Source organism: Micromonospora sp. NPDC049580 (assembly GCF_040675595.1).
Taxonomy (GTDB): Bacteria; Actinomycetota; Actinomycetes; order Mycobacteriales; family Micromonosporaceae; genus Micromonospora.
On record NZ_JBFAPG010000043.1, the window covers coordinates 1 to 22,726 of the forward strand.

The 22,726-nt window shown below is 69.6% G+C and carries 28 protein-coding genes and 1 tRNA gene; 15 read left to right on the forward strand and 14 right to left on the reverse strand.

The window, feature by feature from the left end; all coding sequences use genetic code 11:
• Positions 1 to 94: 94 nt before the first annotated feature.
• On the reverse strand, positions 95 to 739 hold the full coding sequence (locus tag AB0J68_RS06290; RefSeq protein WP_354859580.1) for an NAD(P)H-dependent oxidoreductase: 645 nt from the start codon (positions 737 to 739) through the stop codon (positions 95 to 97).
• An 82-nt stretch (positions 740 to 821) separates the two neighbouring features.
• Between AB0J68_RS06290 and AB0J68_RS06295 the strand changes: the two genes are divergently transcribed.
• Positions 822 to 1,301 carry a MarR family winged helix-turn-helix transcriptional regulator gene (locus tag AB0J68_RS06295; protein WP_354859578.1) on the forward strand — a complete coding sequence of 160 codons (480 nt, stop codon included), beginning with the start codon at positions 822 to 824 and terminating at the stop codon, positions 1,299 to 1,301.
• Between the two features lie 10 nt (positions 1,302 to 1,311).
• Here the strand turns inward: AB0J68_RS06295 and AB0J68_RS06300 are convergent, their stop codons facing one another.
• Complete coding sequence (locus AB0J68_RS06300) at positions 1,312 to 2,325, reverse strand: potassium channel family protein (protein ID WP_354859575.1); 1,014 nt, start codon at positions 2,323 to 2,325, stop codon at positions 1,312 to 1,314.
• A 169-nt stretch (positions 2,326 to 2,494) separates the two neighbouring features.
• Between AB0J68_RS06300 and AB0J68_RS06305 the strand changes: the two genes are divergently transcribed.
• From AB0J68_RS06305 to AB0J68_RS06325, 5 genes are all read left to right on the forward strand, one after another.
• Positions 2,495 to 3,091: a sigma-70 family RNA polymerase sigma factor gene (locus AB0J68_RS06305; RefSeq protein ID WP_363936557.1), complete on the forward strand. Its 597-nt coding sequence runs from the start codon at positions 2,495 to 2,497 to the stop codon at positions 3,089 to 3,091.
• Positions 3,070 to 3,657 carry a helix-turn-helix transcriptional regulator gene (locus tag AB0J68_RS06310; protein ID WP_354859569.1) on the forward strand — a complete coding sequence of 196 codons (588 nt, stop codon included), beginning with the start codon at positions 3,070 to 3,072 and terminating at the stop codon, positions 3,655 to 3,657. Before AB0J68_RS06305 ends, AB0J68_RS06310 begins: the two co-directional genes overlap by 22 nt.
• A 136-nt stretch (positions 3,658 to 3,793) precedes the next feature.
• Positions 3,794 to 4,393, forward strand: a complete 600-nt coding sequence (locus AB0J68_RS06315) for an ATP-dependent Clp protease proteolytic subunit (RefSeq protein ID WP_354859568.1) — start codon at positions 3,794 to 3,796, stop codon at positions 4,391 to 4,393.
• 55 nt (positions 4,394 to 4,448) lie between these two features.
• Entirely contained in the window at positions 4,449 to 5,219 is a 771-nt protein-coding gene (locus tag AB0J68_RS06320; protein ID WP_363936559.1) for a hypothetical protein, read from the forward strand.
• Positions 5,220 to 5,356: 137 nt separating this feature from the next.
• Entirely contained in the window at positions 5,357 to 5,707 is a 351-nt protein-coding gene (locus tag AB0J68_RS06325; protein WP_354859563.1) for a DoxX family protein, read from the forward strand.
• 32 nt (positions 5,708 to 5,739) lie between these two features.
• Here AB0J68_RS06325 and AB0J68_RS06330 read toward each other — a convergent pair whose 3' ends face one another.
• Positions 5,740 to 6,138, reverse strand: coding sequence for a helix-turn-helix domain-containing protein (locus AB0J68_RS06330; protein ID WP_363936562.1), 399 nt, complete (start codon positions 6,136 to 6,138; stop codon positions 5,740 to 5,742).
• 105 nt (positions 6,139 to 6,243) lie between these two features.
• On the opposite strand from AB0J68_RS06330, the gene AB0J68_RS06335 reads away from it, so the two are divergent.
• On the forward strand, positions 6,244 to 7,146 hold the full coding sequence (locus tag AB0J68_RS06335) for an NADP-dependent oxidoreductase (RefSeq protein ID WP_363936563.1): 903 nt from the start codon (positions 6,244 to 6,246) through the stop codon (positions 7,144 to 7,146).
• A gap of 82 nt (positions 7,147 to 7,228) precedes the next feature.
• Here the strand turns inward: AB0J68_RS06335 and AB0J68_RS06340 are convergent, their stop codons facing one another.
• A complete protein-coding gene (locus AB0J68_RS06340; RefSeq protein WP_363936566.1) occupies positions 7,229 to 7,696 on the reverse strand; it encodes an NUDIX hydrolase in 468 nt (155 codons plus the stop codon).
• A gap of 24 nt (positions 7,697 to 7,720) precedes the next feature.
• Complete coding sequence (locus AB0J68_RS06345; protein ID WP_363936568.1) at positions 7,721 to 8,944, reverse strand: helix-turn-helix domain-containing protein; 1,224 nt, start codon at positions 8,942 to 8,944, stop codon at positions 7,721 to 7,723.
• Between the two features lie 308 nt (positions 8,945 to 9,252).
• Between AB0J68_RS06345 and AB0J68_RS06350 the strand changes: the two genes are divergently transcribed.
• Positions 9,253 to 9,585 carry a hypothetical protein gene (locus AB0J68_RS06350; RefSeq protein ID WP_363936571.1) on the forward strand — a complete coding sequence of 111 codons (333 nt, stop codon included), beginning with the start codon at positions 9,253 to 9,255 and terminating at the stop codon, positions 9,583 to 9,585.
• On the forward strand, positions 9,578 to 9,820 hold the full coding sequence (locus AB0J68_RS06355; protein WP_363936573.1) for a hypothetical protein: 243 nt from the start codon (positions 9,578 to 9,580) through the stop codon (positions 9,818 to 9,820). The genes AB0J68_RS06350 and AB0J68_RS06355 overlap by 8 nt, the downstream gene beginning before the upstream one ends.
• Positions 9,821 to 9,898: 78 nt before the next feature.
• Here AB0J68_RS06355 and AB0J68_RS06360 read toward each other — a convergent pair.
• The 4 genes from AB0J68_RS06360 to AB0J68_RS06375 form a co-directional block, all read right to left on the reverse strand.
• A tRNA-Arg gene (locus AB0J68_RS06360) sits at positions 9,899 to 9,971 on the reverse strand.
• 104 nt (positions 9,972 to 10,075) lie between these two features.
• Positions 10,076 to 10,813 carry a transposase gene (locus AB0J68_RS06365; RefSeq protein ID WP_363936576.1) on the reverse strand — a complete coding sequence of 246 codons (738 nt, stop codon included), beginning with the start codon at positions 10,811 to 10,813 and terminating at the stop codon, positions 10,076 to 10,078.
• A 480-nt stretch (positions 10,814 to 11,293) separates the two neighbouring features.
• Positions 11,294 to 12,445: a hypothetical protein gene (locus AB0J68_RS06370; RefSeq protein ID WP_363936578.1), complete on the reverse strand. Its 1,152-nt coding sequence runs from the start codon at positions 12,443 to 12,445 to the stop codon at positions 11,294 to 11,296.
• Positions 12,446 to 12,451: 6 nt separating this feature from the next.
• Positions 12,452 to 12,763, reverse strand: coding sequence for a hypothetical protein (locus tag AB0J68_RS06375; RefSeq protein WP_355068604.1), 312 nt, complete (start codon positions 12,761 to 12,763; stop codon positions 12,452 to 12,454).
• Between the two features lie 61 nt (positions 12,764 to 12,824).
• Here AB0J68_RS06375 and AB0J68_RS06380 point away from each other — a divergent pair, with 61 nt between their 5' ends.
• The 3 genes from AB0J68_RS06380 (at position 12,825) to AB0J68_RS06390 (ending at position 16,615) form a co-directional block, all read left to right on the forward strand.
• Positions 12,825 to 15,173 (forward strand): DEAD/DEAH box helicase family protein, encoded by a 2,349-nt coding sequence (locus tag AB0J68_RS06380; RefSeq protein ID WP_363936581.1) that lies wholly within the window; start codon positions 12,825 to 12,827, stop codon positions 15,171 to 15,173.
• Between the two features lie 189 nt (positions 15,174 to 15,362).
• Positions 15,363 to 15,929, forward strand: a complete 567-nt coding sequence (locus AB0J68_RS06385) for a hypothetical protein (RefSeq protein ID WP_354859520.1) — start codon at positions 15,363 to 15,365, stop codon at positions 15,927 to 15,929.
• 2 nt (positions 15,930 to 15,931) lie between these two features.
• Positions 15,932 to 16,615, forward strand: a complete 684-nt coding sequence (locus AB0J68_RS06390) for a nucleotidyl transferase AbiEii/AbiGii toxin family protein (RefSeq protein ID WP_354859518.1) — start codon at positions 15,932 to 15,934, stop codon at positions 16,613 to 16,615.
• A gap of 183 nt (positions 16,616 to 16,798) precedes the next feature.
• Here AB0J68_RS06390 and AB0J68_RS06395 read toward each other — a convergent pair whose 3' ends face one another.
• From AB0J68_RS06395 to AB0J68_RS06405, 3 genes are all read right to left on the reverse strand, one after another.
• Positions 16,799 to 17,371 carry a transposase gene (locus tag AB0J68_RS06395; protein ID WP_363936584.1) on the reverse strand — a complete coding sequence of 191 codons (573 nt, stop codon included), beginning with the start codon at positions 17,369 to 17,371 and terminating at the stop codon, positions 16,799 to 16,801.
• Positions 17,371 to 17,520: a hypothetical protein gene (locus AB0J68_RS06400; protein WP_363936587.1), complete on the reverse strand. Its 150-nt coding sequence runs from the start codon at positions 17,518 to 17,520 to the stop codon at positions 17,371 to 17,373. Before AB0J68_RS06400 ends, AB0J68_RS06395 begins: the two co-directional genes overlap by 1 nt.
• 338 nt (positions 17,521 to 17,858) lie before the next feature.
• Complete coding sequence (locus AB0J68_RS06405; RefSeq protein WP_354859512.1) at positions 17,859 to 18,467, reverse strand: helix-turn-helix domain-containing protein; 609 nt, start codon at positions 18,465 to 18,467, stop codon at positions 17,859 to 17,861.
• A 97-nt stretch (positions 18,468 to 18,564) separates the two neighbouring features.
• Here AB0J68_RS06405 and AB0J68_RS06410 point away from each other — a divergent pair, with 97 nt between their 5' ends.
• Together AB0J68_RS06410 and AB0J68_RS06415 are read left to right on the forward strand one after the other, a co-directional pair.
• Positions 18,565 to 19,338, forward strand: a complete 774-nt coding sequence (locus tag AB0J68_RS06410) for an SDR family oxidoreductase (RefSeq protein WP_363936589.1) — start codon at positions 18,565 to 18,567, stop codon at positions 19,336 to 19,338.
• 624 nt (positions 19,339 to 19,962) lie between these two features.
• Positions 19,963 to 21,195, forward strand: coding sequence for a PP2C family protein-serine/threonine phosphatase (locus AB0J68_RS06415; protein ID WP_363936592.1), 1,233 nt, complete (start codon positions 19,963 to 19,965; stop codon positions 21,193 to 21,195).
• On the opposite strand, the gene AB0J68_RS06420 is transcribed toward AB0J68_RS06415, so the two are convergent.
• Complete coding sequence (locus tag AB0J68_RS06420) at positions 21,196 to 21,561, reverse strand: STAS domain-containing protein (RefSeq protein ID WP_354859507.1); 366 nt, start codon at positions 21,559 to 21,561, stop codon at positions 21,196 to 21,198.
• Between the two features lie 217 nt (positions 21,562 to 21,778).
• On the opposite strand from AB0J68_RS06420, the gene AB0J68_RS06425 reads away from it, so the two are divergent.
• Positions 21,779 to 22,189: an ATP-binding protein gene (locus AB0J68_RS06425; protein WP_363936598.1), complete on the forward strand. Its 411-nt coding sequence runs from the start codon at positions 21,779 to 21,781 to the stop codon at positions 22,187 to 22,189.
• 167 nt (positions 22,190 to 22,356) lie between these two features.
• On the opposite strand, the gene AB0J68_RS06430 is transcribed toward AB0J68_RS06425, so the two are convergent.
• Positions 22,357 to 22,680 carry a helix-turn-helix domain-containing protein gene (locus AB0J68_RS06430; RefSeq protein ID WP_363936595.1) on the reverse strand — a complete coding sequence of 108 codons (324 nt, stop codon included), beginning with the start codon at positions 22,678 to 22,680 and terminating at the stop codon, positions 22,357 to 22,359.
• Positions 22,681 to 22,726: the final 46 nt, after the last annotated feature.

A 22,726-nucleotide genomic window follows, 5' to 3' on the forward strand; every position in this document is an offset into this window, starting at 1 on the left:
GTGTCATACACTTACCACTCCCCCCCGCCCCCGCTCACGCCCGCCGCCCCCCCCGCCCGGGGGCCCCCCCGCTCTCGTTCTTACCGGTGCCGCCTCAGCGCTGGGCGGAGGCCGGCAGCCAGAGGTTGTCGATCTCCTTCTCAGTCGCCGCGAGGCTCGCCTCGTGCAGCGGGATCAGCTCGGCCATCGCCGGCACCGACGGTGCCAGGGTCAGCTCGGTGCTGATGAAACGCGGCTCCAGACCGGTCATCGACAGACCATGCGGGAGCCACTGCTCCGCGTGGTCCCAGCCGTGCCGCGGGGTGCCCTCGCCGTAGCCGCCACCCCGGGTGGCCAGCACCACGAACTCGCGGCCACCGAGCAGGCCCTCCTGCGTCGTCGGGTCGTAGGTGAGGCCGGCAACGATCAGGTGATCGACCCAGGACTTCACGCTGCTCGGCGCGCCGTAGTTGTAGAGCGGCAGCCCGAGCAGCACCACGTCGGCCTGCTTCACCTCGTCGATCAGCCGCTCGCTGAGCTCCCACGACTCGCGCTGGGCCGGAGTGTGCTGGTCCGGCGGCGTCATCCGCGCCAGCCCGCCCGCCGAGTCCAGGTGCGGCAGCGGCTCGGCACCCAGGTCACGGTAGGTCACCGTGCCGTCGGGGTGTGCCGCGCGCCAGGCCGCGGCGGCACGGGCGGTGAGCCGCCGACTGACCGACCAGTCACCCCGGATACTCGAATCGATATGCAGCAGGTTCATGATTCATCCTCCAAGGATCGTCTGTGAGACACCAACTATTTATAGCAGGCAGATATTGCGGCGCGTCGGTAGACTGGGTCACATGTCCGCCCTGCCGCTGGATCCGACGGAGCACCGCTCGGGCCCCCTGCTGGACCACCTGGCGCGGCGGATGCGACTGCGGGCGGAGTCGGTGCTCGCTCCCCTGGGCCTGCGGCCCCGACACCTGGTCGCGCTCACGGTGTTGCGCGCGGGCGGCGGCACCAGTCAGCAGGCGCTCGCCACCACCCTCGAGATGGACAGCACCAACATCGTCGGGCTGCTCAACGACCTCGAAGCGAGAGACCTGGTCGAGCGCCGACGGTCACCGCAGGACCGCCGACGACATGTCGTCGAGCTCACCGAAGATGGTGCGAAACGCCTCAACGAGGCGGAGTGCGCTCTCGCGGGCGCCGAAGACGAGGTGCTGGGGGCGCTGGAGCCAGCCGAGCGGGAGACGCTCTACGAGCTGCTCAGGCGGGCCGCCACCACGACACCGGTCAGCTGCGGCGCAGCGCTCATCGACGAGCCCGACGCCTGCTGACGCAGCAGCGTCAGACCGTCGCCGTGGACTGCGGGCGGTCGTCGCGGACGTGCACCAGCATGTCGCCGGTCTCGATCACCGCACCGGCCCGGTCGGCCAGGGTGACCACCTTGCCCCGCCGGACCAGGGCGATCACCAGTGAGTCCAGCTCACGCGGTGAGCGACCGACCTCGTCCCGCTCCGCCGAGCGCATCGCCAGCGCCATGCCCTGCCCCGGCGTGAGCAGGTCCTCCACCACGTCGATCAGCGGCGGCGCCGAGGTGGACAGGCCGAGCAGGCGGCCAGCGGTCGCCGAGGAGACGATCACATGGTGCGCGCCGCTCTGCTTGAGCAGCGGGGCGTTCTCCGCCTCCCGCGCCGCCGCGATGATCCGGACCTGCCCGGCGGTGAGCTGCCGTACGGTCAGCGCCACAAGCACCGAGGCATCGTCACTGTCGGTCGCGATGATCACTGCCTTCGCGTTGCGCACGTGCGCCTCGTTCAGCACTGACGACCGGGTCGCCGACCCCTCGATCGCCACCAGCCCGGCCGACGTGGCCTGCCGCAGGGCGGCGCTGCTGCGCTCCACCACCACGATCCTCGACCGGTCCAGGCCGTTCTCCATCAGGGCGTTGACCGCACTGCGGCCCTTGGTGCCGTAGCCGCAGATGATGACGTGGTCCTTCACGGTTCTCCTCCACCGCGACAGGCGACGGCCGGTCCGGTACTGCTCGGTCAGAACTTCCAGGGTGGTGCCGACCAGGATGATCAGGAAGACAATCCGGGCTGGGGTGACGAACAGGACGTTGACCAGCCGGGCCGACGGCGCGGCCGGGGTGATGTCCCCGTAGCCGGTCGTGGAGAGCGAGACGACCGCGTAGTAGAAGCAGTCGAGCAGGGTGAGGCCGTCCTCGTTGACGTCGCGGTAGCCGTCCCGGTCCAGGTAGACCGCCGCCACCACGGCGAAGACCAGGCCCAGGGCGGCCGCGAGCCGGAGGCTCAGCGCGCTCAGCGGGCCCCGGCGCTGCGCGGGAAAATGGATCACCGTCGAACCTGCTCCGCCGCCGTCGCCTGCACGACCACAACATAGCGGGTACGCCGCACGTCGCACGCCCGGGTCGCGCAGCGGACAACCGCACCGGCCCCCGCACACGACCTATCGGGCGACAACAACGAACCGGTGCAGGCCGGCAGACGGAGGGGGCGCAACCCTCGTGACGAGCGGCAGACGGCGAACCGAGGCCGACGACGAATACACCGAGTATGTCCAGTCCAGGATGGTCCAGTGGCGAAGGACCGCCTACCTGATGTGCGGGGACTGGGACCGGGGCGACGACATCCTGCAGCGCGTGCTCACCGAGTTGTACCGCTCCTGGGCGCGAGCGCGGCAGGCCGACCACCTGGATGCGCTCGTCCGCACCATGCTGCTGCGGCGGCTGATCGACGAGCGGCGGTCGCGCTGGGCGCGGGTCCGGCTCGGCGCCGCCCTGCCCGAGGTGTCGACGACCACGGTCGACCCGACCGACCGGATCACCCTGGTCGGTGCGTTGCGGCAGGTACCGCCGCGCCAACGCGCGGTGCTGGTCCTGCGGTACTTCCAGGATCTGAGCGTCGAGGAGACCGCCCAGGCCATGAGTTGCTCGACGGGGACCGTCAAGAGCCAGACGGTCAGTGACGAGCCGGGCCCGCGCTGGACGGCGGCGCGGGCCCGCTCGGGACCGCCGACGGGTCCGACAACCGGCATGATGGGGGGTGTTCCTCCGACGACGACCGCGAGAGTGAGGTCCGCATGTCGTTGCTGCGACGAGTGATCGGCGGGGTGCTGCGCCGGCTGCGCCAGAGCCAGGGCCGCACGCTGCGCGAGGTGGCCGCGTCCGCCGGGGTCTCCGTGCCCTACCTGTCCGAGGTCGAGCGGGGCCGCAAGGAAGCCTCGTCGGAGGTGCTCGCGGCGATCTGCCGGGCACTCGGCATCCGCCTTTCCGACCTGCTCGAACAGGCCCGCGACGACCTGCGCCGGGTCGAGCGTCGCATTCCCGCCGCGCCCCGGGCCGCCCTGGCCCGGCTGGAGCAGGCGCCCTCGGCACGCAACGAGACCGGCCCCGCGTTGCGGATCGGCTTCCAGCCGGGTGGGGCGACGCCACCCGTGGCCGCCGCCCCGGCCCCCGTAGGGCAGCCGGCCGGGCCGGTGCTGCGGCTGGGCGGGCCGATCCTGCACGTCGGCGGTCCAGCCTCGCCCGTCGGGTCGACCGTCCAAGGAGCGGGGCTGCGGGTTCGGCTGATCGCCTCCACGTCGGCCGGGCGCCCCGGTCCGCGTACCTCCAAGATGCTGGCCTGCCGCCGGGCCCGGGCGGGCCGGCGGCGACTGACCCTCGTGTAGGCCGGCCGGGGTTCTGCCCTGGGCGGATCTGCCGCCGGCAGAATCCCTGGGCCGCGACCGCCGCCACGCGCACGCTGGAGGAGCCGGCTCCCCGGGCGGTCCCGCCGCCCGCCGGCACGGCGGAAGGCGGCGACACATGATCGGGTACGGCGTGCAGATGCGGGACAGCGGGCAACCGACCTTCGGTGACCAGGTGTTCGAGCGGCTGCTGCGGGAGCGGATCGTCTTCCTCGGCACCGAGGTGACCGAGGAGTCGGCCAACCAGATCTGCGGGCAGATCCTGCTGCTCGCCGCCGAGGACGCCGACCGGGACATCTACCTCTACATCAACTCGCCGGGCGGCTCGGTGAGCGCCGGAATGGCGGTCTACGACACGATGCGCTACGTCCGCAACGACGTGGCCACGCTGGCGCTCGGGTTCGCCGGCTCGATGGGGCAGTTCCTGCTCTGCGCCGGCGCGGCCGGCAAGCGGTACGCGCTGCCGCACTCGCGGGTCATGATGCACCAGCCCTCCGGCGGGATGGGCGGCACCGCCTCGGACATCACCATCCAGGCGGAGAACATGCTGCACGTGAAGCGGACCATGCAGGAGCTGATCGCCCAGCACAGTGGACGGACGCTCGACGAGATCCAGCGGGACTGGGACCGCGACCGCTGGTTCACCGCCGAGCAGGCCCGGGAGTACGGCCTCGTCGACCGGGTGCTCACCCGGGCCGATCAACTGCCGGCGGACTGACCTGCGAATGGCCATCGTGCACCGGGGGTGGTGCCCATTGGTTAGGGTCGCGTCTATGCGTCGACTGATCCCTACCCTTTCGATTGCCCTCGCCGCCGCCCTCGTGGCCGGCTGCGGCACCACCTCCGGCGACAACACCGGAGGGGCCGGCCCCTCCGCCGCCCCCGCCACGACCAAGGTCGAACCGGTCGCCGCCGTCCGGCAGGCCATGGACCGCAGCCTCGCCGGCACGGTCACCATGGACGCCTCGGTCAAGGCCGGCAGCCAGTCGATCACCCTCAGCGGCAAGATGGACCCCGCCGCCAAGGCGATCCACGTCACCGGGAACGCCCCGGAGCCGATCGAGGCCCGGCTGATCGGCGATGCCGCCTACATCAAGTCCGACTCGCTCGAGGGCGAGAAGCCCTGGATGAAGATCGACCTCAACAAGCTCCGGCCGACCAGCTCGTTGCGCCAGTCGTTCGACCTCAAGGCGCAGACCGGCATCATCGGCGGCATCGTGACCGCCCAGGAGGTGAGCCCCGGCCGCTACAGCGGCACCGCCGACCTGAACAAGGCCGCGGAGGCCGCCGGCGCCGACGGTGGAATGCGCGACGGCCTCAAGTCCACCGCCAAGCTGGCGAAGGACCCCACGGCGGTCCCCTTCGAGGCGACCGTCGACGCCGACGGCCGGCTCACCGCGCTGTCCTACACGATCGCCACGAAGAGCGTCGGTGATCTCGTCACCGACATGAAGATGAGCGGCTTCGGCGAGCAAGTCTCGGTGACCGCGCCGCCCGCCGGCGACACCGAGCCGGCCTCCGCCGAGATGTACAAATTCCTCTGACCCTGCGACGACGCGGTGCCCTCCGCGGTGCCCTCCGGGATGCCCCGGAGGGCACCGGGTTCTGCTGAGCGCGCCACGCCCGTAACGTTTCGCGGAGCTGCCCCGTCCCTGAGGTGACAAAACCACAGGGAGGGTCCATGTTCGCCGCTTACGTGACAGTCACCATCCTCGCCTCGGTGTTCACCGGCATCGCCGCGGTCACCTACCTCATCGGCCACGACTATCCCAAGGCCCAGGCGGACATGAAGCGGGTGCCACGGTCCTGGCTACCGGTGCTGGGCCTGCTGTTGGCGGCCGGCTCCGTGGGACTGCTGGCCGGTTTCGCCGTACCGCTGCTGGGGACCCTCGCCGCGGCGGGGCTGGTGCTGTACTTCGTCGGCGCGCTCATCGCGCACCTGCGGGTGGGGTCACGTCATCTCGTGGGATGGGCCGTCTTCTTCGTCACCGTGCTGGCCGCACTCGCCGTGAACCTGGCCTACCGCTGGTGATTGCCGGAGTGCCCCGGGCGGGATTCGGCCCCTCAGGGGAGTGCGTCGAATCGGGCTCGGGCTTCGAACACGCGGTCCATGCGTGACTCCGCCCAGTCCTTGATGGAGATCATGACTGGGAACAGTTCATGGCCCAACGGGGTGAGCTCGTAGTCGACGCGGACCGGCACCGACGCGGTGACCGTACGGGTGACCAGGCCGTCGCGCTCCAGCGTCCGCAGGGTTTGCGTGAGCATCTTCTGACTGATGCCGGCGATGCGGCGGGCGAGTTCGCCGTGCCGCTGCGGACCGTCCGCCAGCGCCGGGATCACCAGCGCCACCCACTTGTCGGTGAGCCTGCTCAGCAGCTCCCGGGTCGGGCAGCGTTCCAGGAACGCGTCGTAATCACGTTTTGCCTGCTCGCGGCGTTGCGCTGCGGTTGTCGTCGTCATCTTGCCCTCGTGCGGTGCCCTACGCACTTCGAGGTACCTACTTTCTCACGGTGCCCGTCGCTTCGTACGGTCGTGGTGATCACGACGGCTACGAGGGAGACGACGATGCGCGGAGTTCGTTACGAAGAGTTCGGAGGGCCGGAGGTCCTGCACGTGGCGGATGTACCGACGCCCGAAGCCGGACCGGGACAGGTGCGGGTACGGGTCGCCGCGTCCGTCGTCCACCCGGTCGACCTCATGGTCCGCTCCGGCCGGTTCCCGGCACCGCTGCCGACCGGTCTGCCGTACACGCCCGGCTGGGACGTGGTCGGCACCGTCGACGCCGTCGGGCCATCGGTCGGTGAGTACGCGATCGGCGATGAGGTCATCGGCTTCTCGCCATGGCTGCAAACCACTGCCGGGGCCCACGCGGAGTACGTGGTGCTCGACGCCACCTCGCTGACCGCCGCACCCACCGGCGTCCCCGCCACCGAGGCGGCGACCCTGCCGACCAACGGCCTCGCCGCCGCCCAGGCCCTCGACCTGCTCGCGCTCCCGGCCGGCTCGACCGTGCTCGTCACCGGCGCCGCCGGGCAGGCCGGAGGGTTCGTCCTGGCCCTGGCACGGGCGGCCGGCCTGCACGCCACCGGACTCGCCGGAGCCGACGACCGCCAGTTCGTCGAGTCGCTGGGCGCGGCGTTCCTGTCGCGCTCCGACGAACCGACGGGGACGTACGACGCGGTCATCGACCTGGCGGTGATCGGTTCCTCGCTGCTGGACCACATCCGGGACGGCGGCGGCTACGTGGCCGCGTCACCTCCGCTGCGCCCGGAGCCGGTGCGGGGCATCCGGACCTTCGCGCTGGAGGTGGAGTCGGACGGATCCCGCCTGGCAGAACTGGTCAAACTCGTCACCAGCGGCGACATCCCGCTGCGGGTCGCCGGCGTGTACCCCTTCGCCGACGCGGCCGCCGCCCACGAACGGCTTGCCCAGGGCGGCGTACGCGGCGGCGTGGTCATCGTCCCCTGACCGGCGATCCGCGGTCCGGGCGCTAGTCAGGCAATCCTGAGAAGTTGCAAGGCTGCAAAGAGGCCGTGAGGCGGTCGCTGGGTCAGACTGCGATGCCATGCTCGGCGTACCTGGAGCTGGGATCATCCCGCGCCGCAACCGCCGTGCGAATCCTGAGGGCAAGACGCCGCGGTCCATGCTGCTCCAACGCCTCCATGGCCACGTAGCTCCACTCAGCGAGTTCTCCGTCTAGGAAGCGGATGTCGCGTTCCTGTTCGACGGTCAAAGAGCCAGCGTCGAAGATAAAGAGGAGTTTGTCGCCTTCATGCTCAGCAGGTGCCCAGTCAACGACCAGCAATGGGCCGATTGTGACCGTGAGGCCGAGTTCCTCTTGGACCTCGCGCAAGCAGGCCGCGCGGGGTGACTCGCCGGGTTCGACGTAGCCGCCGGGGATGTCCCAGTGGTTCTTGTAGCTGGGGCGTACGAGGAGCACGCGGCCTTCATTGTCGAAGAAGAGCGCGCCAGCGGCGACGCGTGGGGTTGCCACGGGTGGCATCTCGTTGGCCGTCACCAGGGCAGCCTAGATGGGCTGGGATCAGTCGAGCACCTTGAGCCGGCGGGCCAGGTTGACCAGTTCGCCCGAGGGCTTGCCGCGCTGTCGGCGGATCCAGGTCAGGGCGAGTTGCCGGCTGAGGAAGTGGTGGCGGACCTGCTCGGGTGCCATCTGTTCGGCGTCGAGCAGGACGGCCTGGGCGTCGTCGACTCGGTTCCATGAGCTGTAGGCGCGGGCGACTTCTAGGGCGTGTCGTACGCGGCGTTCCATCGGTAGGCCGGCGGTGTCGACGCGCGGGCCGAGGTCGATGGCGATTTGCAGGTTGCCCAGTTCGGCGGCGATGGCGACGTGGTGGATGGCGACGTTGGTCGGGCCGAACGCGGTCCAGAGGTGGTTGGCGTCGGCGCCGAGCTGTCCAGCGGCGTGGTCGGCGGCGGCGAGGAAAGTGCGGGTGGTGGCGGCGTCGTTGGATCGGGCGGCGGCCATTGAGCCGGACAGGAACAGGGTTCCGTAAACGGAGAGCAGCGCTGGCGTGGCGTGCTTGAGGTGGGGCTCCAGGTAGCCGGCGGCGTCTTCGGTGAGGCGTACGGCTTCGGCGTAGCGGCCGGTGGCGTGCAGTGCGTGACCGACCGAGCGAAACAGGGAGCCGGTGACGAGCGGGTCGCCCGTGGGTCGGACGGCGGCCAAACCGCGGTCGGCGGCGATCCAGGCGAGGTCGCTCTCCCCGAGCTTGGTGAGTTGGGTCGCGGCTAGCTGGTGCGCGAGGCCGAGTAGCCGGCGGGACTGGTCCTGGTCGTCGCCGTCGTGGTGGTCGGCGGCGGCCTGTGCGCGGTGGAGCAGGTCGGGAAGGCGGCTGGTGACGTACCCGAATCGGGAGTTCTGGTAGGCGTCCCAGAGGGTGCCCGCCTCCTTCTTGAGTACGGCGACGCTCGGCGGCTCCGCGTCCATGCCGCTATCGAACGGGCCGAGGGCGCGGTAGTTCATCCGGGCGGCGCGCAGGGCGGGCACGGTTTCGGTGCCGCTGTCTCCGGTCCAGTCGAGCAGTGAGGGTTCGCCGAGCAGGTCGCCGAGGGAGATGTCCAGGACTTCGGCGAGGGACTTGATGACGGAGAGCCGGTCCAGCTCGATCCGGTTGTTCTCGATCTTGCCGAGCCAGTCGGCGGTGCGGCCGATGAGTCCGGCTAGGACTTCCTGGGACAGGCCGCGTCGTCGACGGTACCAGGCGACACGTTCGCCGATGGTCAGGGTGTTGGTCGTCCCGCGCACCGGTTCACTGTCTCCCCTCAGTCAGCCGCAACCCCGGAAGGATTTTCCGGGTCGCTGGGCGGTATGTGCCACAACCTGTCTGCATGACGGGGCTGAACGTATCGAGCAACTGCCAATCCTGCTCGGGCGCGGGCTGGAAGTACACCCTTGCCCGCACCGCCATCCGGGGGATGGGGCGCGGGTCGGAGCGGACTCGGTCCCTGGCCCGGCGGTCCTGCCTGGACTGCGCGGGTCCCGGTCGCTCGGCGACCTGCTGAGGCTGGCCCGGGGTGGGTGCTGGTGTGGGGCCGCGACCCGAACGACGGCCCGTGAATGGCCCGCCCACCCCGGCGCCCCGCAAGCCGGCGCCGCCCCGGCCAGGCGTTCCGGTGCCGGGTGACCTGGTGCTGATCGACGGTCGGGCGTCGGTGCAGTTCGGCGGCGATCGCGCGCTGTGGCTACGGGTGACGTCTGTGTGCGACAAGACGACCTACTACGGCTGGGTGTGGCTGACCGGCTACGCCATCGACCTGGCCACCGGTAGGGCGTTGGCACGGCGTGAGGTCTTCGCGCAGATCGCCGGCCTTCAGATTCGGCGATTCAAGACCGACAGTGCGCCGCCTCGCAACGTGGCGCCGGTGATGAGGAGACGCGGTGTTTGACGTTCGGGTACGACTCGGCGCGGTGCTGACGATCGATGCAGCCGATCGTCTCCTGCCATCGGACGGGCCGGTGACGTTGTGGGTGACCGGGGTTCGGCTGGTAGACAACCGTGCGCCGCAGGATGAGTGGATCTGGGTCGAGGGATTCAGGCTCGGTCCGTCCGGCCGTCACGGTCGGCAGGCGCAGATCCTGGTACGCGCGAGTAAGCTCCCGCCGGATGGGACGGCCCGGTGAGCATCTACCTGCCCAGGGTGACCGATCGATGCGGAAGCGTATCCGCAGGTCAGGAAGCGTTTTGGCTGATCTTCGAGGTGCCCCCGGCAGGATTCGAACCTGCGACACACGGTTTAGGAAACCGATGCTCTATCCCCTGAGCTACGAGGGCGCGAGCGCATAGTCTAGCGACCTGGGGGTTCACCTGGGGTGGCAGGGAGTGGCCCACGTTCACCCACGTTCCCCGGACCGCCGTTCGCCCAGCCCAGGGAGTCTCTATGCGAGTTCGCACAGCGCCACCTCTGCCGATCTTGGCTGTTTGGGCTGGTAGAGGGTCTTGTCGCGGATGCAGGCCCAGAGGACGTTGAGGCGTTGTCTGGAAAGGGCGGCGGTGGCTTGGCGGTGAATCTTTCCTTCGGCTCTTTTCTTGTCGTAGTAGGCGCGTGATCGTGGGCAGTGGGTCAGGGCGGTGAAGCTGGACATGCTGAACACCCGGCGCAGGCCGCGGTGGTAGCGGTGGGGCCGAACCTGATGACCCTGCCTGCGGCCGGAGTCTCGGGAGATCGGCACGAGCCCGGCGTGGGCGGCGAGTGCAGCGGGGCTGGAGTAGGTGGTGAGGGTGCCGGCGTGGGCGAGGAACTCGGCGGCGAGGGTGGTGCCGATGCCGGGCAGGCTGGTGAGGATCTCCCCCAGCTCGTGCTCGGCGACCACCGCGGCGATAGTTTCCTCGATGGCGGTGATGCGGTCGTTGACCGCTTCGAGGTCGGTGGCCATCTGACCCACGATCAGGGCCGCGGTGGCCTCTCCCGCGACGGAGACGGTTTGTGTCCGCGCGGCGGCGTGAACTTTGGCGGTGAGTGCCTTGGCGGCCCACACGCCGTGCTGGCGTAGGTAGGCCAGGATGCGGGCTTCGCCGGCGCGGCGCAGCCCGGCGGGGGTCTGCCACTGCGCGAGGAGCCGGAGCGCACCTCTGCTGCGCAGATTCAGCGCCTTCTCCAAGGCGGGGCTGATCATGGTCAGGAGGTCCTGGATGCGGGCGGTCCTTCTCGCTCGTGCTGGTCAAGGGGCATGGACCCGCCGCGGTTCAGTAGCCACAACTTCGGAAAGGGCGATCGGTCGCAAGTCTCCATCCAGTGCTGATACAGCGGTCGTCAGCGAGGGCCGGGGCGTCCTACTCCTAGCTGGCCATGACATCGGCAGCACACACCCAGACAGTCACCCGACCCTCCGGGTCCAATCGGCAAACGACATCATTCGATGTCTGGTTGCGGGTTCGGACGAACTCCTGGAGCCTGCTGCCGTTGGCATCGGCTGTTCGGGACGTCACGCCGGCACGCCGCGGCGGCCTCACGGCCTTCCCGTCTCCGGCGACGGTCACTCGGCGGCGTCCGTACGTCGTCCGACGAGTCCGCACAGGGAGGAGAACGACGGCATGACGGTGGTATCGGGGCAGCGGCCGACAGCGGCGAGGCCATCGGTCGCCGGGCAGGCTGTTTAGGTGTCGAGGCCTGCGAGGTTGAGGCGTTCGAGCAGGCTGGGCTTGCGGGCGTGCACCGCCCGTAGCTCGGCCAGCCGGTCTCGGAACGATAAGCTGCCTCCGTCGCGGTCGCCGAGATCGCGCAGGTCAACGAGGAGTTGAACTGCGGTGTCGTACTCGCGGGGCTTCTTCGTGGCGATGAGTTCGTCGACCCGCTGCCAGGCGGCGGGTTGGTCGACCGCGAGGGCGTCGAGGTGCCGTTGCCGGGCGGCCGCTGCGGACCGTTCCCTGCGAGCCCAGTCGCGTTCGCGCTGCTCGGCGTCCCGTCGTTCCCGTTCGGCGCGCAGGTCCGCGGCGGTGGCGAGTAGCTCCCCGGCGGTGCGGGCGACTGCCGGGGTGGGCGTATCGGTGCGGTGTGCGTCGCGGTAGCGGCGCAGCAGTTGGCTGCGTAGGTGGCTGTCGCCGCCGGTGATCAGGTCGGTCAGGATGGCGTCCTTGTCCCGGGCGGGAAGCCCGACGACCCAGGTGCGGAGTTGCGCCGCGGTCGGTTCACCGGAGGCGACCGGCACCGACCCTGCCGCCGCGGCCGCGATCAGGTCGGGGTCGATGCGCAGAAACTCGGCGACGGCGGTGAGGGGCGCGTCGAGGGTGCCCATGCCGGCGGGGACGGGCGGTTCGGGCTCGTCGTCGGCGATCTCCTCGGACTGTACGCAGCGCAGCCAGGCCAGGTACAGCAGGCGCAGGTCGCCGGCGGCGAGGCCGGCCCGGACCGGGATGATGGAGGTGAGCAGACCGTGGCCGTCGAGGTCCCACTCGTCGGTGCCGTCCTCGTCCTCGTCGTGGAGGTCGACGATGACGTGCTTGCCGGCGGCCCACACGGACGCGCTGTCACCCTGGCAATAATGTGCGACGGTTGCGGGGTCGAGCACGTGTTTCGGTAGCCGCAGCATGAGCTGGCGGGTGCCCCAATTGGCCAGGTACAGGTGCGCGTCGAAGTACCGTTCCATCAGCCTGCGCGGGTCGCCCTTGAAGTTGCCCCACTCGTAGGTGTTCACGAAGCTGGTGGCGGTGATGTCGGCCCGGGTCGACATCGACCGCAGGTCGGCCCGCTCCCGGCCGGTGAGGGGCCGGTCGACGGCGGTAAATTCGTAGTACTGGTACTCGCTCATCGTGGCCTACCTTCCGGCCCATTGCCGGTAGGCGTCGATCCACGCTCTGCCGTCCGGCGCGGGGGTGGGTAGCGGCAGGTCGAGTAGGCCGATCCTCTGCCGGTGGCGACCTCGGGTGCAGACCGCGACGATGCTGTCCGCGATCAGGTCGACCTTTAGCACCGTGACCTCGACGCCGAGGACGGTGGTCGTGAACGGCACCACCAGGTGCTCCTCGATCATGGTGAACAGGCCGGTGAGCTGCTCGTCGTCGCCGTACGCGTCGACCGTGGCTTCCTCGATCATCGCCTCCAGTGCGGCGTGTCCCTTCGATGCCATCGGCGGAGGATATCGGACCGGTGTCGGGGTGTTCGGAGCCAGATACGCGAGGATGGTCGGCATGAGTTCGGTGGCCGAGTTCGTCGATCTTCGCCGGGAGGTCGAGCGGTTACGGGCGGAGAACACTCGACTGGCGCGTCTGCTGGAACTGCGCGGCCAGGACACGACCGCGGCACCGGAGCAGTTGTCCGCGCCGGTTGAGCCGCCAGGGCTGGTCACCATGGCTTCGCCGACTCGGGACAAGCTGGCGTTGTTCGCCGACCGGTTCCGGGCCCGGTCCGACGTGTACGCCGTGCGGTGGGAGAACGCCCGTACCGGCGCTGTCGGGTGGATGCCCGCGGTCGCTGGCGGTTGGCGTAAGGGTATGGACCGGCGCGGTGCCACCTACCTGCCACGGACGACGGAGGTCGTTGCGGCGCATCTGGTCGGCGACGTGTTCGTGGGCCTGTACCCGCTGATGCCCGGCAACACCTGCCACTTCGTCGTGGCCGACTTCGACGGGCCGACGGCGATGCTCGACGCCCTCGCGTACGTGAAGGCGGCACGGGCCAGCGCGGTGCCCGCCGCGTTGGAGATCTCCCAGTCGGGCCGCGGCGCCCACGTGTGGGTCTTCTTCACCGGCGCGGTTCCCGCGGCCACCGGGCGGGCCGTCGGCACCGTCCTGCTGCGTGAGGCGATGGTGCTGCGCGGGTCGATGGATCTGCGCTCGTACGACCGGCTGTTCCCCAACCAGGACGTCCTGCCCGAGGGTGGCTTCGGCAACCTCATCGCCGCACCGCTGCAGGGGCGGCGCCGCAAGGACGGGCTGACCACGTTTCTCGACCTCGGCACGCTCGAGCCGTACGCGGACCAGTGGGCGTTCTTGTCGACGCTGGACCGGCTCAGCCCCGGCGACGCCGAACACGTCGCCCGGCAGGCCAAGCAAGCCGTCACCGGTGCCGACGTCGCCACGATGAGCCGGTCCGCCGCGACGCAGGTCCATCCTCCGCTGCCTCCGGTGGTCCACGCGGAGGCCGGTCCCGGGCTGAGCATCGACGCCGCACAGCTCACCCCCGCCGCTCTGGCGACGTTCAAGCACGCCGCCGCCATAGCCAACCCGAAGTTCTACGAGCTGCAGCGACTCCGCAAATCCACCTGGGACACCCCTCGCTTCATCCAGGGCTACGACCTCACCCTCGATGACCGCCTGGTTCTCCCGCGGGGCCTGCGGCACACCATCGCCACGATCGTCGAACGCGCCGAGTCGCGGCTGGCTGTCACGGACGTACGAAACTCCGGGGCCGAGATCGAAACCGCGTTCGCCGCCGAACTCACCGGCAAGCAGGCCGACGCGGTCGGCGCGCTTCTCGCCCACGACAACGGAATTCTGGTCGCCCCACCGGGCTCCGGCAAGACCGTCATGGCCTGCGCCGTGATCGCCGAACGCACCACGTCCGCCCTGGTCCTCGTCGACCGCAAAGCCCTCGCCGACCAGTGGCGCGTCCGCATTGAGCAGTTCCTCGGAATCAAGCCCGGTCAACTCGGTGGCGGCCGACGCAAACTCACCGGCACGGTGGACATCGCACTGCTGCCGTCTCTCGCGCGACGCGACGACGTCGCCTCCCTGACCCAGGGGTACGGGCACGTCATCGTCGACGAATGCCACCACCTCGGCGCGGCCGCGTACGAGCACTCGGTCAAACGGATCGCCGCGCAGTTCTGGCTCGGCCTCACCGCCACCCCCACTCGACGCGACGGCCTCGGCCAACTCGTCACCTGGCAACTCGGACCCGTCCGCCACACCCTGACCGACGAGGAACCGGGCACCCTCGCGGCAGCGATGCACGCCGACGCCGGACCCCGTCGAACGCTGTTCATTCACGAGACAACATTCCAGCCCGGCTACATCGACCTTGACGCGCCCGGCGCGCTCGCCGAGGTGCACCGAAGACTCGCCGTCGACGAGTCACGCAACGCTCGGATCGCCGACGACGTCGTCGCGGCCCTGACCCGTGGACGCAACTGTCTCGTCCTTACCCGGCGGGTCGCTCACGTCGAGGCACTCAGCGCCCTGCTCTCGACGCGAGGACACCAGGCGCTCGTGCTGCAAGGAACGATGAGCACCACCAACCGACGGACCATCGTCGAACGACTCGACCAGGCCAAGACCGGCGAAGGCCTCCTCGTCATCGGCACCACACCGTTCATCGGTGAAGGCTTCGACGCCCCCGCCCTCGACACCCTCTTCCTCGCCGGCCCGATCTCCTACGACGGGCTACTCGTCCAATGCGCCGGCCGCGTCATCCGCGCCGCACCCGGCAAGGACCTCGCCGAGGTCCACGACTACCACGACCCGGCCACCCCCATCCTCGCCGCCTCACTCCAACGCCGCATGCCCGGATACCGGGCCCTCGGCTTCACCAAAACATGAATGCCTCCGATCGCGGTCATCACTGCCTGGCGGAACGAGGAACAGGGAGCGGTAAGCGGCCGGCTGATCCACTTCGCTCGGTGCCAATGCGGCGGCTGATCCCAACCATGCCCACGAGGAGCAACGTCTTCGCCAGCACGATGGGAAACAAGCCAAGCGTGCTGGGCCTAGCGTAGTAGGCTGACGGGCATGGGTCGGTTCTCCGAGGATGAGCTGCACGCGGTTGTCTCCAGGTATGAGGCGACGCGGGCACAGGCGTTGACCGAGCGGGACGAGCAGTTGCGGGCGTTTCATGCGGCCGGCTGGCGGCCGGTGGACCTGCAGCGGGTCACCGGATACAGCCGGGAGACGATCCGTCAGGTGCTACGACCGGAGGTCCGGCGGGCGACCAACATCAACCGACGCAGGACATCACCCCAACCGCCGGCGGACTACCAGCCCTACGGCGACCGGAGGCCCTACGTCGTGGCCCAAACCCTTGCCGAACTGCACGGCCCCACCGAAGGCGCGGTGACGCTTCCGCGTCATCTCGACTGGTCCGGGCACCCCGAGTACGACCTGAACCGGACCACACGCCTGGCCAGCATGTACAAGGTGGTACTCACCGAGGCGAGCACGGTCGAGGACCTGAACACCTGGCTCGACGCCGACCTCCTCCGAAGGCTCTGGCCCACCCTCTGGCTGCCACCCCAGCTCCGCCAGCGCTGGGAAGATGCCTTTCCCGAACTCGCCGCAAACCGCAGCAACGCGGCATAGCGGTGGACCCCTTCCACGAACGCCTCGCCCGTACCGGGCTCGGGGCAGCCGATCGATACGGCTTCGCTCTGGCGGGCGGCTACGCGGTGCAGGCCGCCGGGCTCCTGGAGCGACCCAGCGAGGACGTCGACCTGTTCACCGCCTGGGACCGCCGCGAGGAGTTCACCACCGCGGTCACCGCCGTCGTGCACGCCTACCGAGACGACGGCCTGACCGTCGAGACCGAGCGGCAGTACGACACGTTCGCCCGGCTGGCCGTCACCGACGGCATGCGGATCTCCAAGGTCGAACTCGGCGTGGACTGGCGTGCCAACGAACCGATCCTCATGGCGATCGGACCGGTACTGCACCCTGACGACGCGGTCGCGAACAAGATGAGCGCACTCTACGGGCGAGCGTTCGCTCGTGACTTCATCGACATCGACGCCACGCTCCGATCCGGCCGCTACACGCGCCAGGCCCTTCTCACCCTCGCGCAGCGCGCCGACCGTGGTTTCGACCGCCGCGTCTTCGCCGACGCTCTCGGACAAGCCACCCTGCTCGATCCTGACGACTTCGCCCAGTACGGCGTCGCCGACCGAGCGCTGGACGATCTTCGTAGCCGATTCGCCGAATGGCGCCGGGAGCTGCTCGGCGAGAACGAACCCGCCGAGGATGCCTCGGCTTCCGGCTCGCGGCAGCATTAAGCCTGCACTCAGGACCCACAGCGTTCCAGCTGATCTTCGGCAAGCGATCGCAGCAAGGCCGCGAAGCGACCGGCACATACAGGTAGAAAACAAGAACCCGCAGGTCATCGGCCTGTGGGCATCGGCGGAGCGTCGGGTTAGGAAACCGATGCTCTATCCCCTGAGCTACGAGGGCGCGAGTGGTCAGTGTAACGACCTGCGCGTTGACCCGCGTTGGCAGGGACTGACCACGTTGCGGTGCTTGTAGAGCTGCTTGTCGGAGACTGGCGGCCGGCCGCCGCAGCTGCCGAGTCGACGGCTGCCCTGCTGGTCAGCGCGTTCGGGGATGGTGTGCCCGATACCGCGCTGGCGTAGGTCGGTCCGGATGGCCTTGGAGCTGTAGCCCTTGTCGGCGATGACGTGATCCGGGCGAACCCGAGGTCGAACGGGCCCGGACCGCTCGACCCGGATCGCGGCCATGACCTCGGTGAAGCGGCTGCAGTCGTTGACGTTGCCGCCGGAGAGCACGAACGCCAAGGTCCGCCCGTCGCGGGTCGGAGCGCGCAACGCGGCGAGTGCCGGGTCGTCGTACCGGGCGTTCGCGACCACGAGCGCCCGCCGCAGCCCGGTCACGGGCCGGCTGGGTTGAGCCAGGAGCGCTGCCACGATCGGCGCGACATCGACGTCGGCGGCGACCTCCACGTCGACCCCGGCTACGGTCAGCCGCACCCGGCGGCGGCCGGCGACGCGGGCGAGGCAGCCGCGGATCGCCTCCACTACCTTCGTGAGGCCCCTGCGGTCCGCAGGGCGGTGACGATGAACGCGATCACGCCGAGCGCTCGATCCCGGGCGCCGTCGGGCGCGGTGCCGGTCGCCGCCGCGTCGATCCGAGTCGCGCCCGCGTCGGCCAGCGCGAGCCGCAGCATCCCGGCCAGCTCATCGACGCCGTCTGGCCCGCACCGTCCTAGCGGAACTAGCGCTCGTCTCGCCGGCCGCTTGGCCACCGACGTTTGACGCACTGACTGTCACGGCGATACCCCGACCGTCCTGCAGCGTCGTAGCGCTGGATACCAACGCCTTGTCAGAACAGGTCGGCGGGTAGCTGGAAGGTCAGCCATCCGGCGACCGCACCGTGCGACTCCAGTCGCACGGGCGGGTCCAGCGCGGTCACAAGGGATCACAGCAGTACGTCCCTGCGACCCGCGCCCGCGCCCGCGCTGCAGGAGCAGGAAACCCGCAGGTCACCTGCGTTGGCCGCTGCGGGTCAGCCCCGCACCGCAGCCAGGCACTCGTCGTACAGGTCCATGATGTCGCCCTTGCCGTCGTTGGCGACCCACGTCATCGACGCGGCATCCAGGCACGCGAACGCCGTCGCGATCACCGCGCGCGCCTTCGCGCCCTCCTTGTCGGTAGCTGCGTCCATACGGGTCTCGATGAGCGGCAGCAGGTTCTCCTGGAATCGCAGTCGCTTTTCAAGCCAACCGGCACGCAACGAGGCGGTGTTGTGGAGGAGGCGGAACCGCTCCAGGGCCTGTTCTCGGCTGTCGTGCAAGGCCAGTACGGCAGCAACCCCTGCGCGCAGGGCCTCCCAGACACCGGAATCGGCAGGCTGTTCGCCGATCGTGTCCATCAGGACCTGCCCGAACCGGTCCTGACCTCCGCCGAGAAGGTCCTCCTTGGTGCCGAAGTAGCGGAAGAGGGTGCGCTGGGAGACGCCGGCCTCCCGGGCGATCTGGGCGATGGTCGTCTCGTCGTAGCCCTGCTCGGTGAACAGGCGCAGCGCCGTCTTGAGGATCTCCTGGGAAGCCAGCTGCCGTGTCCGGTCCCACAGCGTGGTCGGTGCGCCCGTCGCTGACTTGGCCTCCTGCTTCATGCCACCCAGACTAGCCCGGCACTGCCATCCTGACAGTGACATCATGTTTGGCAGTCACTGCCAGGATGTCGTACGCTGCCAGAGGCAGTGACGCAGCATGCCCACGGCCCCACGGACAGGGCCGCCCCCGGCCCAGAAGTACGCAAAGGAGCGCATCATGCCTGCACCCACAGCTTTGATCACCGGTGGAACCAGCGGCATCGGCAAGGCGACCGCCGAACTACTCCACTCCCGCGGCTACCGCGTCATGGTCACCGGCCTCGGCAATGTCGCCGACGCCGGGCTTCCCGAAGACGTCACGGCCGTCCGGGCCGACGCACGGTCCCTGCCAGACATCGACCAGGCGATGGACCAGGCGCGCCAGCAACTCGGCTCCCTCGACCTGCTCTTCCTCAACGCGGGCATCTCCCGCCCCGGCCCGATCGAATCAACCGACGAAGACGCCTTCGACGTGCTGTTCGACATCAACGTCAAGGGAAACTTCTTCACCCTGCAAAAGGCGCTGCCGCTCCTCAACGAGGGCGCCTCGGTCGTGTTCACCGTGGGCGCCGCCGAAGGGCTCGGGGCCGCGATGACAGCAGCCAAGGGCGCTCTGCTACCCCTCATGCGGTCCCTCGCGCTCGAACTCGCCCCCCGCCGCATTCGCGTCAACGCGGTCAGCCCGGGAATGATCAACACCCCTGTCTACAGCAGGATGGGTATCTCCCAGGAAGTGATCGACTCCTGGGCCCGGGACGTCCCGCTCGGCCGCGTCGGCGCTCCCGCCGACATCGCCGAAGCCGTGGCCTTCCTCGCCTCGGACGCCGCCGGCTACATCACCGGCGACAACCTCACCGTCTCCGGCGGCATCGGTGTTCACTCCAACGCCTGACGAGCAATTTGGCTCTGATCTGGAAGGTTCACCAGGTCCGATGCTCAGGCTGTAGCCCTGGCGAGCCGACGGCCCGAGCGGGAAGCCGGCCGACCGCCAGGCACCGGACTGCGACACGGATGCAGCCTGTCGTGATCCACTTCTCGTGATCGGCCTGCCTGCCTTGCCCGTTACCCCTGCCTGCCCGATTGCCCTGACCGCCTCTCCCAGCCGAGGACCACCCCGAGCACACGAACGCCGGTTTGCGACCGGCGGTCGGCCGCAGTGACCCGTGTTGGCACCGGTTGGCACCGGTTGGCATCCGCTGGAGAGCACACACCGCACACATCATCGAGGATCAATGGCCTTCGTCCCCATACCCCGTCGCTGGCGTTGCCACCGAAGAACCTGGGAGCGCGGGTCTGTCCCCGGTTCGCTTGGACCCGCCGCGATCCTGGCCACGACGGTCCCCACGTGTCCGCACATGCCAGATTCAGGTGTCCGGGAACGAGGGGAAGCTCACTCCAGGCCCCTGAATGTGAAACCTGGTTTGGGCTGTCGACGCTGTGGTGAGGATCCTCGTGCTCGGCGATGACCAGCCGGGTCTCGTAGGCTCAGGCCGTGGAAAGCAGCCGAGGGTGGATCATGGCGCAGCTGTTGGATGCGGCGGAGAACGCCTCCCCCGTCGACGCGGTCGACGCGGTCACCCGGGAACTCGGTGTGGCGCTGGGGGCGCGGAGCGTCGCGTTCTTGATCGCGGACCTCAGCGGCCGGGCGCTGGTCCGGCTGACCCGCGTGCCGCTCGGCGGAACCGGTGCGGGACGCCGGGGCGGTGACGAGGTCGCCACGGTGATGCCGTTCGATGGCGGCCCCGCCGAGCAGGCGCTACGCACCCAGACGGTGCATGTTGTCCCGCAGCCTGACACGTGGACGGTGCTGGCGCCGGTGACCGACCGCGGTGAGGCCATCGGCCTGCTCGAAATGAGCCTGCCGGACGAGCCGGACCCGCGGGCGCTGGAGGAGATCACCCGTACGGCACACGTGTTGGCATTCGTGGTGATCGCCAACCGGCGGCACACCGATCTGTTCGAGTGGGGGCAACGGACGACCCCGTTCACCCTGTCCGGGGAGATCCAGCGGCGCCTGCTGCCCGCCTCGTTCACCTGTGAGGCCAGCGCGTTCACCCTGTCCGGCTGGCTGGAACCCGCCGCCAGCATCGGCGGGGACACCTTCGACTACAGCCTCGCCCGCGACGTGCTGCACTTCAGCGTCACCGATGCGATGGGCCACGGCGTGGCCAGCGCGCTCACGGCCACCCTGGGCGTGGGCAGCCTGCGCAACAGCCGCCGCCGCGGGGTCGGTCTGGTGGAACAGGCCGACGCGGCGAATGCCGACGTGGCCGGCCATGCCACCGTGCCCGGCGGTTACATCACCGCGGTCCTCGGCCGTCTCGACCTGCGCACCGGCGTGTGCGCGCTGCTCAACGCCGGGCACGTCCCGCCGATGCTGGTACGCGACGGGAACACTCGGGTGCTGCCACTACCGCCCAACTTCCCGCTGGGAATGTTCGCCGACGCCGGACACCGCGCTGGCGAGGTCGAGCTGCGGCCGGGCGACCGTCTGGTGGTGGTCACCGATGGCATGCGGGAGCGCAACGCCGCCAACCTGGATTTACCGACCATGTTGCTGTCGATCACCGGTCTGCATCCACGAGAGGCCGCCCGGGCGTTGGCCGACGCCGTCCTGGAGGTCAGCGGACCAACGCTGGCCGATGACGCCACCCTGTTCATCCTCGACTGGCACGGCGGGCACCGCGAGGACCGGCGTACCAGCGCCGGCGCCGACCAGGAGCGTGCCAGCGCCGCTCTGCCCGACTGACTACTGGCCTGGCGGGTGGTCGGTGGACGGCACATCGGCTTCAGCCGCCTGCACATTGTCATAGACCTGGATCACGCGATCCACCGACGTGACCGTCAGGACGCTGTGCACGGCGGGCTGTGCCGCGGCGAGGCTCAGCCGACCGCCGACGTCACGCAGCGCCTTGAACATCACGACCAGCGCGCCCAGTCCGCTGGAGTCCATGAATCCCACCCCGGCCAGGTCCACCACCACGTGGTGGTTACCGGCGTCGACCAACCGTTGCAGACGCTCGCGCAGCTGCGGGGATGTCGCCATGTCCAGCTCGCCGCGCGCCTCCAGCACGGTGCAACCCCGGCCCGGCCGGACCGACAGCAGCAGTTCCACAGCAACCTCCCCCACGCCCCGATGATCCCCGCCTACCCTATTCTGCCGACGGGTGAACCGCCGTCGGCCCGGGCACGTCGAGCCGGCACCTCTGACTGTTTCGCCTCAGCAGAACCGGGGTAGGGCTGATCACCACTGGAGCATCGCGCCTCAGGGTGACGCGGTAGGCCGACGGTTCAGGCACGGGCCGGGGAGGAGCTGTGCAGTGCGGGTGAGCATGAACCTGTCACTTCCACGGCAACCGTCGTCGGTGACCCGCGCCCGCCACGTCCTCACCACCCTGCTGAGCCTCACCGATGTCGCCGAGGACTCCCGTGACCACCTCGCCGTACTGATCAGCGAGGCGTGCGCCAACGCGGTGCTGCACGCCGATCCCGACAGCGTCGTCGACATCACCATCGTCATCGACGACGACGTCTGCCTCCTCGAGGTCGGCAACCGCGGCAGCATCCCCGACGGCGGCGGCCTCGACGCCGAACTCCCCGCCCCGCTCACCGTCGGCGGTCGTGGACTGCCCCTGATCGCCGCGCTCGCCGACACGGCAGCCTTCGTCGCCGGGCCACCGGGCCATGTGCTGCTCCGCATCACCAAACATCTCACCGACGCACGAACGGCACCGATCCGATAACCGGACGCCCGCGCCATCCGCCGAGTCCGAGCCGATGTCCGGTCTTCGGTGGGGGCGTCTGGCGGCTGGCGGCCGACATGGAAAGAGGTGCGACGAGCAGGAGTACGCCGGCAGAGCCGAGGTGGTTCGCGCTGGCGAGCCAGTCAGCTCACCGCCCGCCGATGACCTCAGGCGTCAGTGTGCCGCGTCCCATGCTGCTGGTTCTGGTCTTGCCGGAGGGCTTCCTCCAGCTGGTCTTCGAGGATGATGATCCGGCAGGCAGCCTCCAGGGCGGTACCCTGGTCGACCATCTCCCGGGCCCGAGCGGCCAGGCGAAGCTGGTAGCGGGAGTAGCGGCGGTGCCCACCGCTGGAGCGGTGCGGGTTGATCAGTTTCGCCTCGTCCAGGCGGCGCAGGAAGTCCTGGGTGGTGCCGAGCATTTCCGCAGCTTGGCCAATGGTGTAGGCCGGATAGCTCTCGTCGCCGAACATGTCGTCGGGGTTCTGCCCCATGCCACCTCCACGTCGAGGGCCCCGGCGCTGACGCGCCGGGGCCCAG

Coding starts and splice junctions, on each gene's coding strand:
- AB0J68_RS06325 (WP_354859563.1), top strand. CDS start 5,357: ATGTTCGCCGCTTACGTGACAGTCACCATCCTCGCCTCGGTGTTCACC.
- AB0J68_RS06295 (WP_354859578.1), top strand. CDS start 822: ATGTCCGCCCTGCCGCTGGATCCGACGGAGCACCGCTCGGGCCCCCTG.
- AB0J68_RS06405 (WP_354859512.1), bottom strand. CDS start 18,467: ATGAAGCAGGAGGCCAAGTCAGCGACGGGCGCACCGACCACGCTGTGG.
- AB0J68_RS06425 (WP_363936598.1), top strand. CDS start 21,779: ATGAACCTGTCACTTCCACGGCAACCGTCGTCGGTGACCCGCGCCCGC.
- AB0J68_RS06400 (WP_363936587.1), bottom strand. CDS start 17,520: ATGCTGCGGCTCGCGCTGGCCGACGCGGGCGCGACTCGGATCGACGCG.
- AB0J68_RS06415 (WP_363936592.1), top strand. CDS start 19,963: ATGGCGCAGCTGTTGGATGCGGCGGAGAACGCCTCCCCCGTCGACGCG.
- AB0J68_RS06380 (WP_363936581.1), top strand. CDS start 12,825: ATGAGTTCGGTGGCCGAGTTCGTCGATCTTCGCCGGGAGGTCGAGCGG.
- AB0J68_RS06430 (WP_363936595.1), bottom strand. CDS start 22,680: ATGGGGCAGAACCCCGACGACATGTTCGGCGACGAGAGCTATCCGGCC.
- AB0J68_RS06320 (WP_363936559.1), top strand. CDS start 4,449: ATGCGTCGACTGATCCCTACCCTTTCGATTGCCCTCGCCGCCGCCCTC.
- AB0J68_RS06290 (WP_354859580.1), bottom strand. CDS start 739: ATGAACCTGCTGCATATCGATTCGAGTATCCGGGGTGACTGGTCGGTC.
- AB0J68_RS06310 (WP_354859569.1), top strand. CDS start 3,070: ATGTCGTTGCTGCGACGAGTGATCGGCGGGGTGCTGCGCCGGCTGCGC.
- AB0J68_RS06315 (WP_354859568.1), top strand. CDS start 3,794: ATGATCGGGTACGGCGTGCAGATGCGGGACAGCGGGCAACCGACCTTC.
- AB0J68_RS06370 (WP_363936578.1), bottom strand. CDS start 12,445: ATGAGCGAGTACCAGTACTACGAATTTACCGCCGTCGACCGGCCCCTC.
- AB0J68_RS06365 (WP_363936576.1), bottom strand. CDS start 10,813: ATGATCAGCCCCGCCTTGGAGAAGGCGCTGAATCTGCGCAGCAGAGGT.
- AB0J68_RS06375 (WP_355068604.1), bottom strand. CDS start 12,763: ATGGCATCGAAGGGACACGCCGCACTGGAGGCGATGATCGAGGAAGCC.
- AB0J68_RS06385 (WP_354859520.1), top strand. CDS start 15,363: ATGGGTCGGTTCTCCGAGGATGAGCTGCACGCGGTTGTCTCCAGGTAT.
- AB0J68_RS06410 (WP_363936589.1), top strand. CDS start 18,565: ATGCCCACGGCCCCACGGACAGGGCCGCCCCCGGCCCAGAAGTACGCA.
- AB0J68_RS06330 (WP_363936562.1), bottom strand. CDS start 6,138: ATGACGACGACAACCGCAGCGCAACGCCGCGAGCAGGCAAAACGTGAT.
- AB0J68_RS06335 (WP_363936563.1), top strand. CDS start 6,244: ATGCGCGGAGTTCGTTACGAAGAGTTCGGAGGGCCGGAGGTCCTGCAC.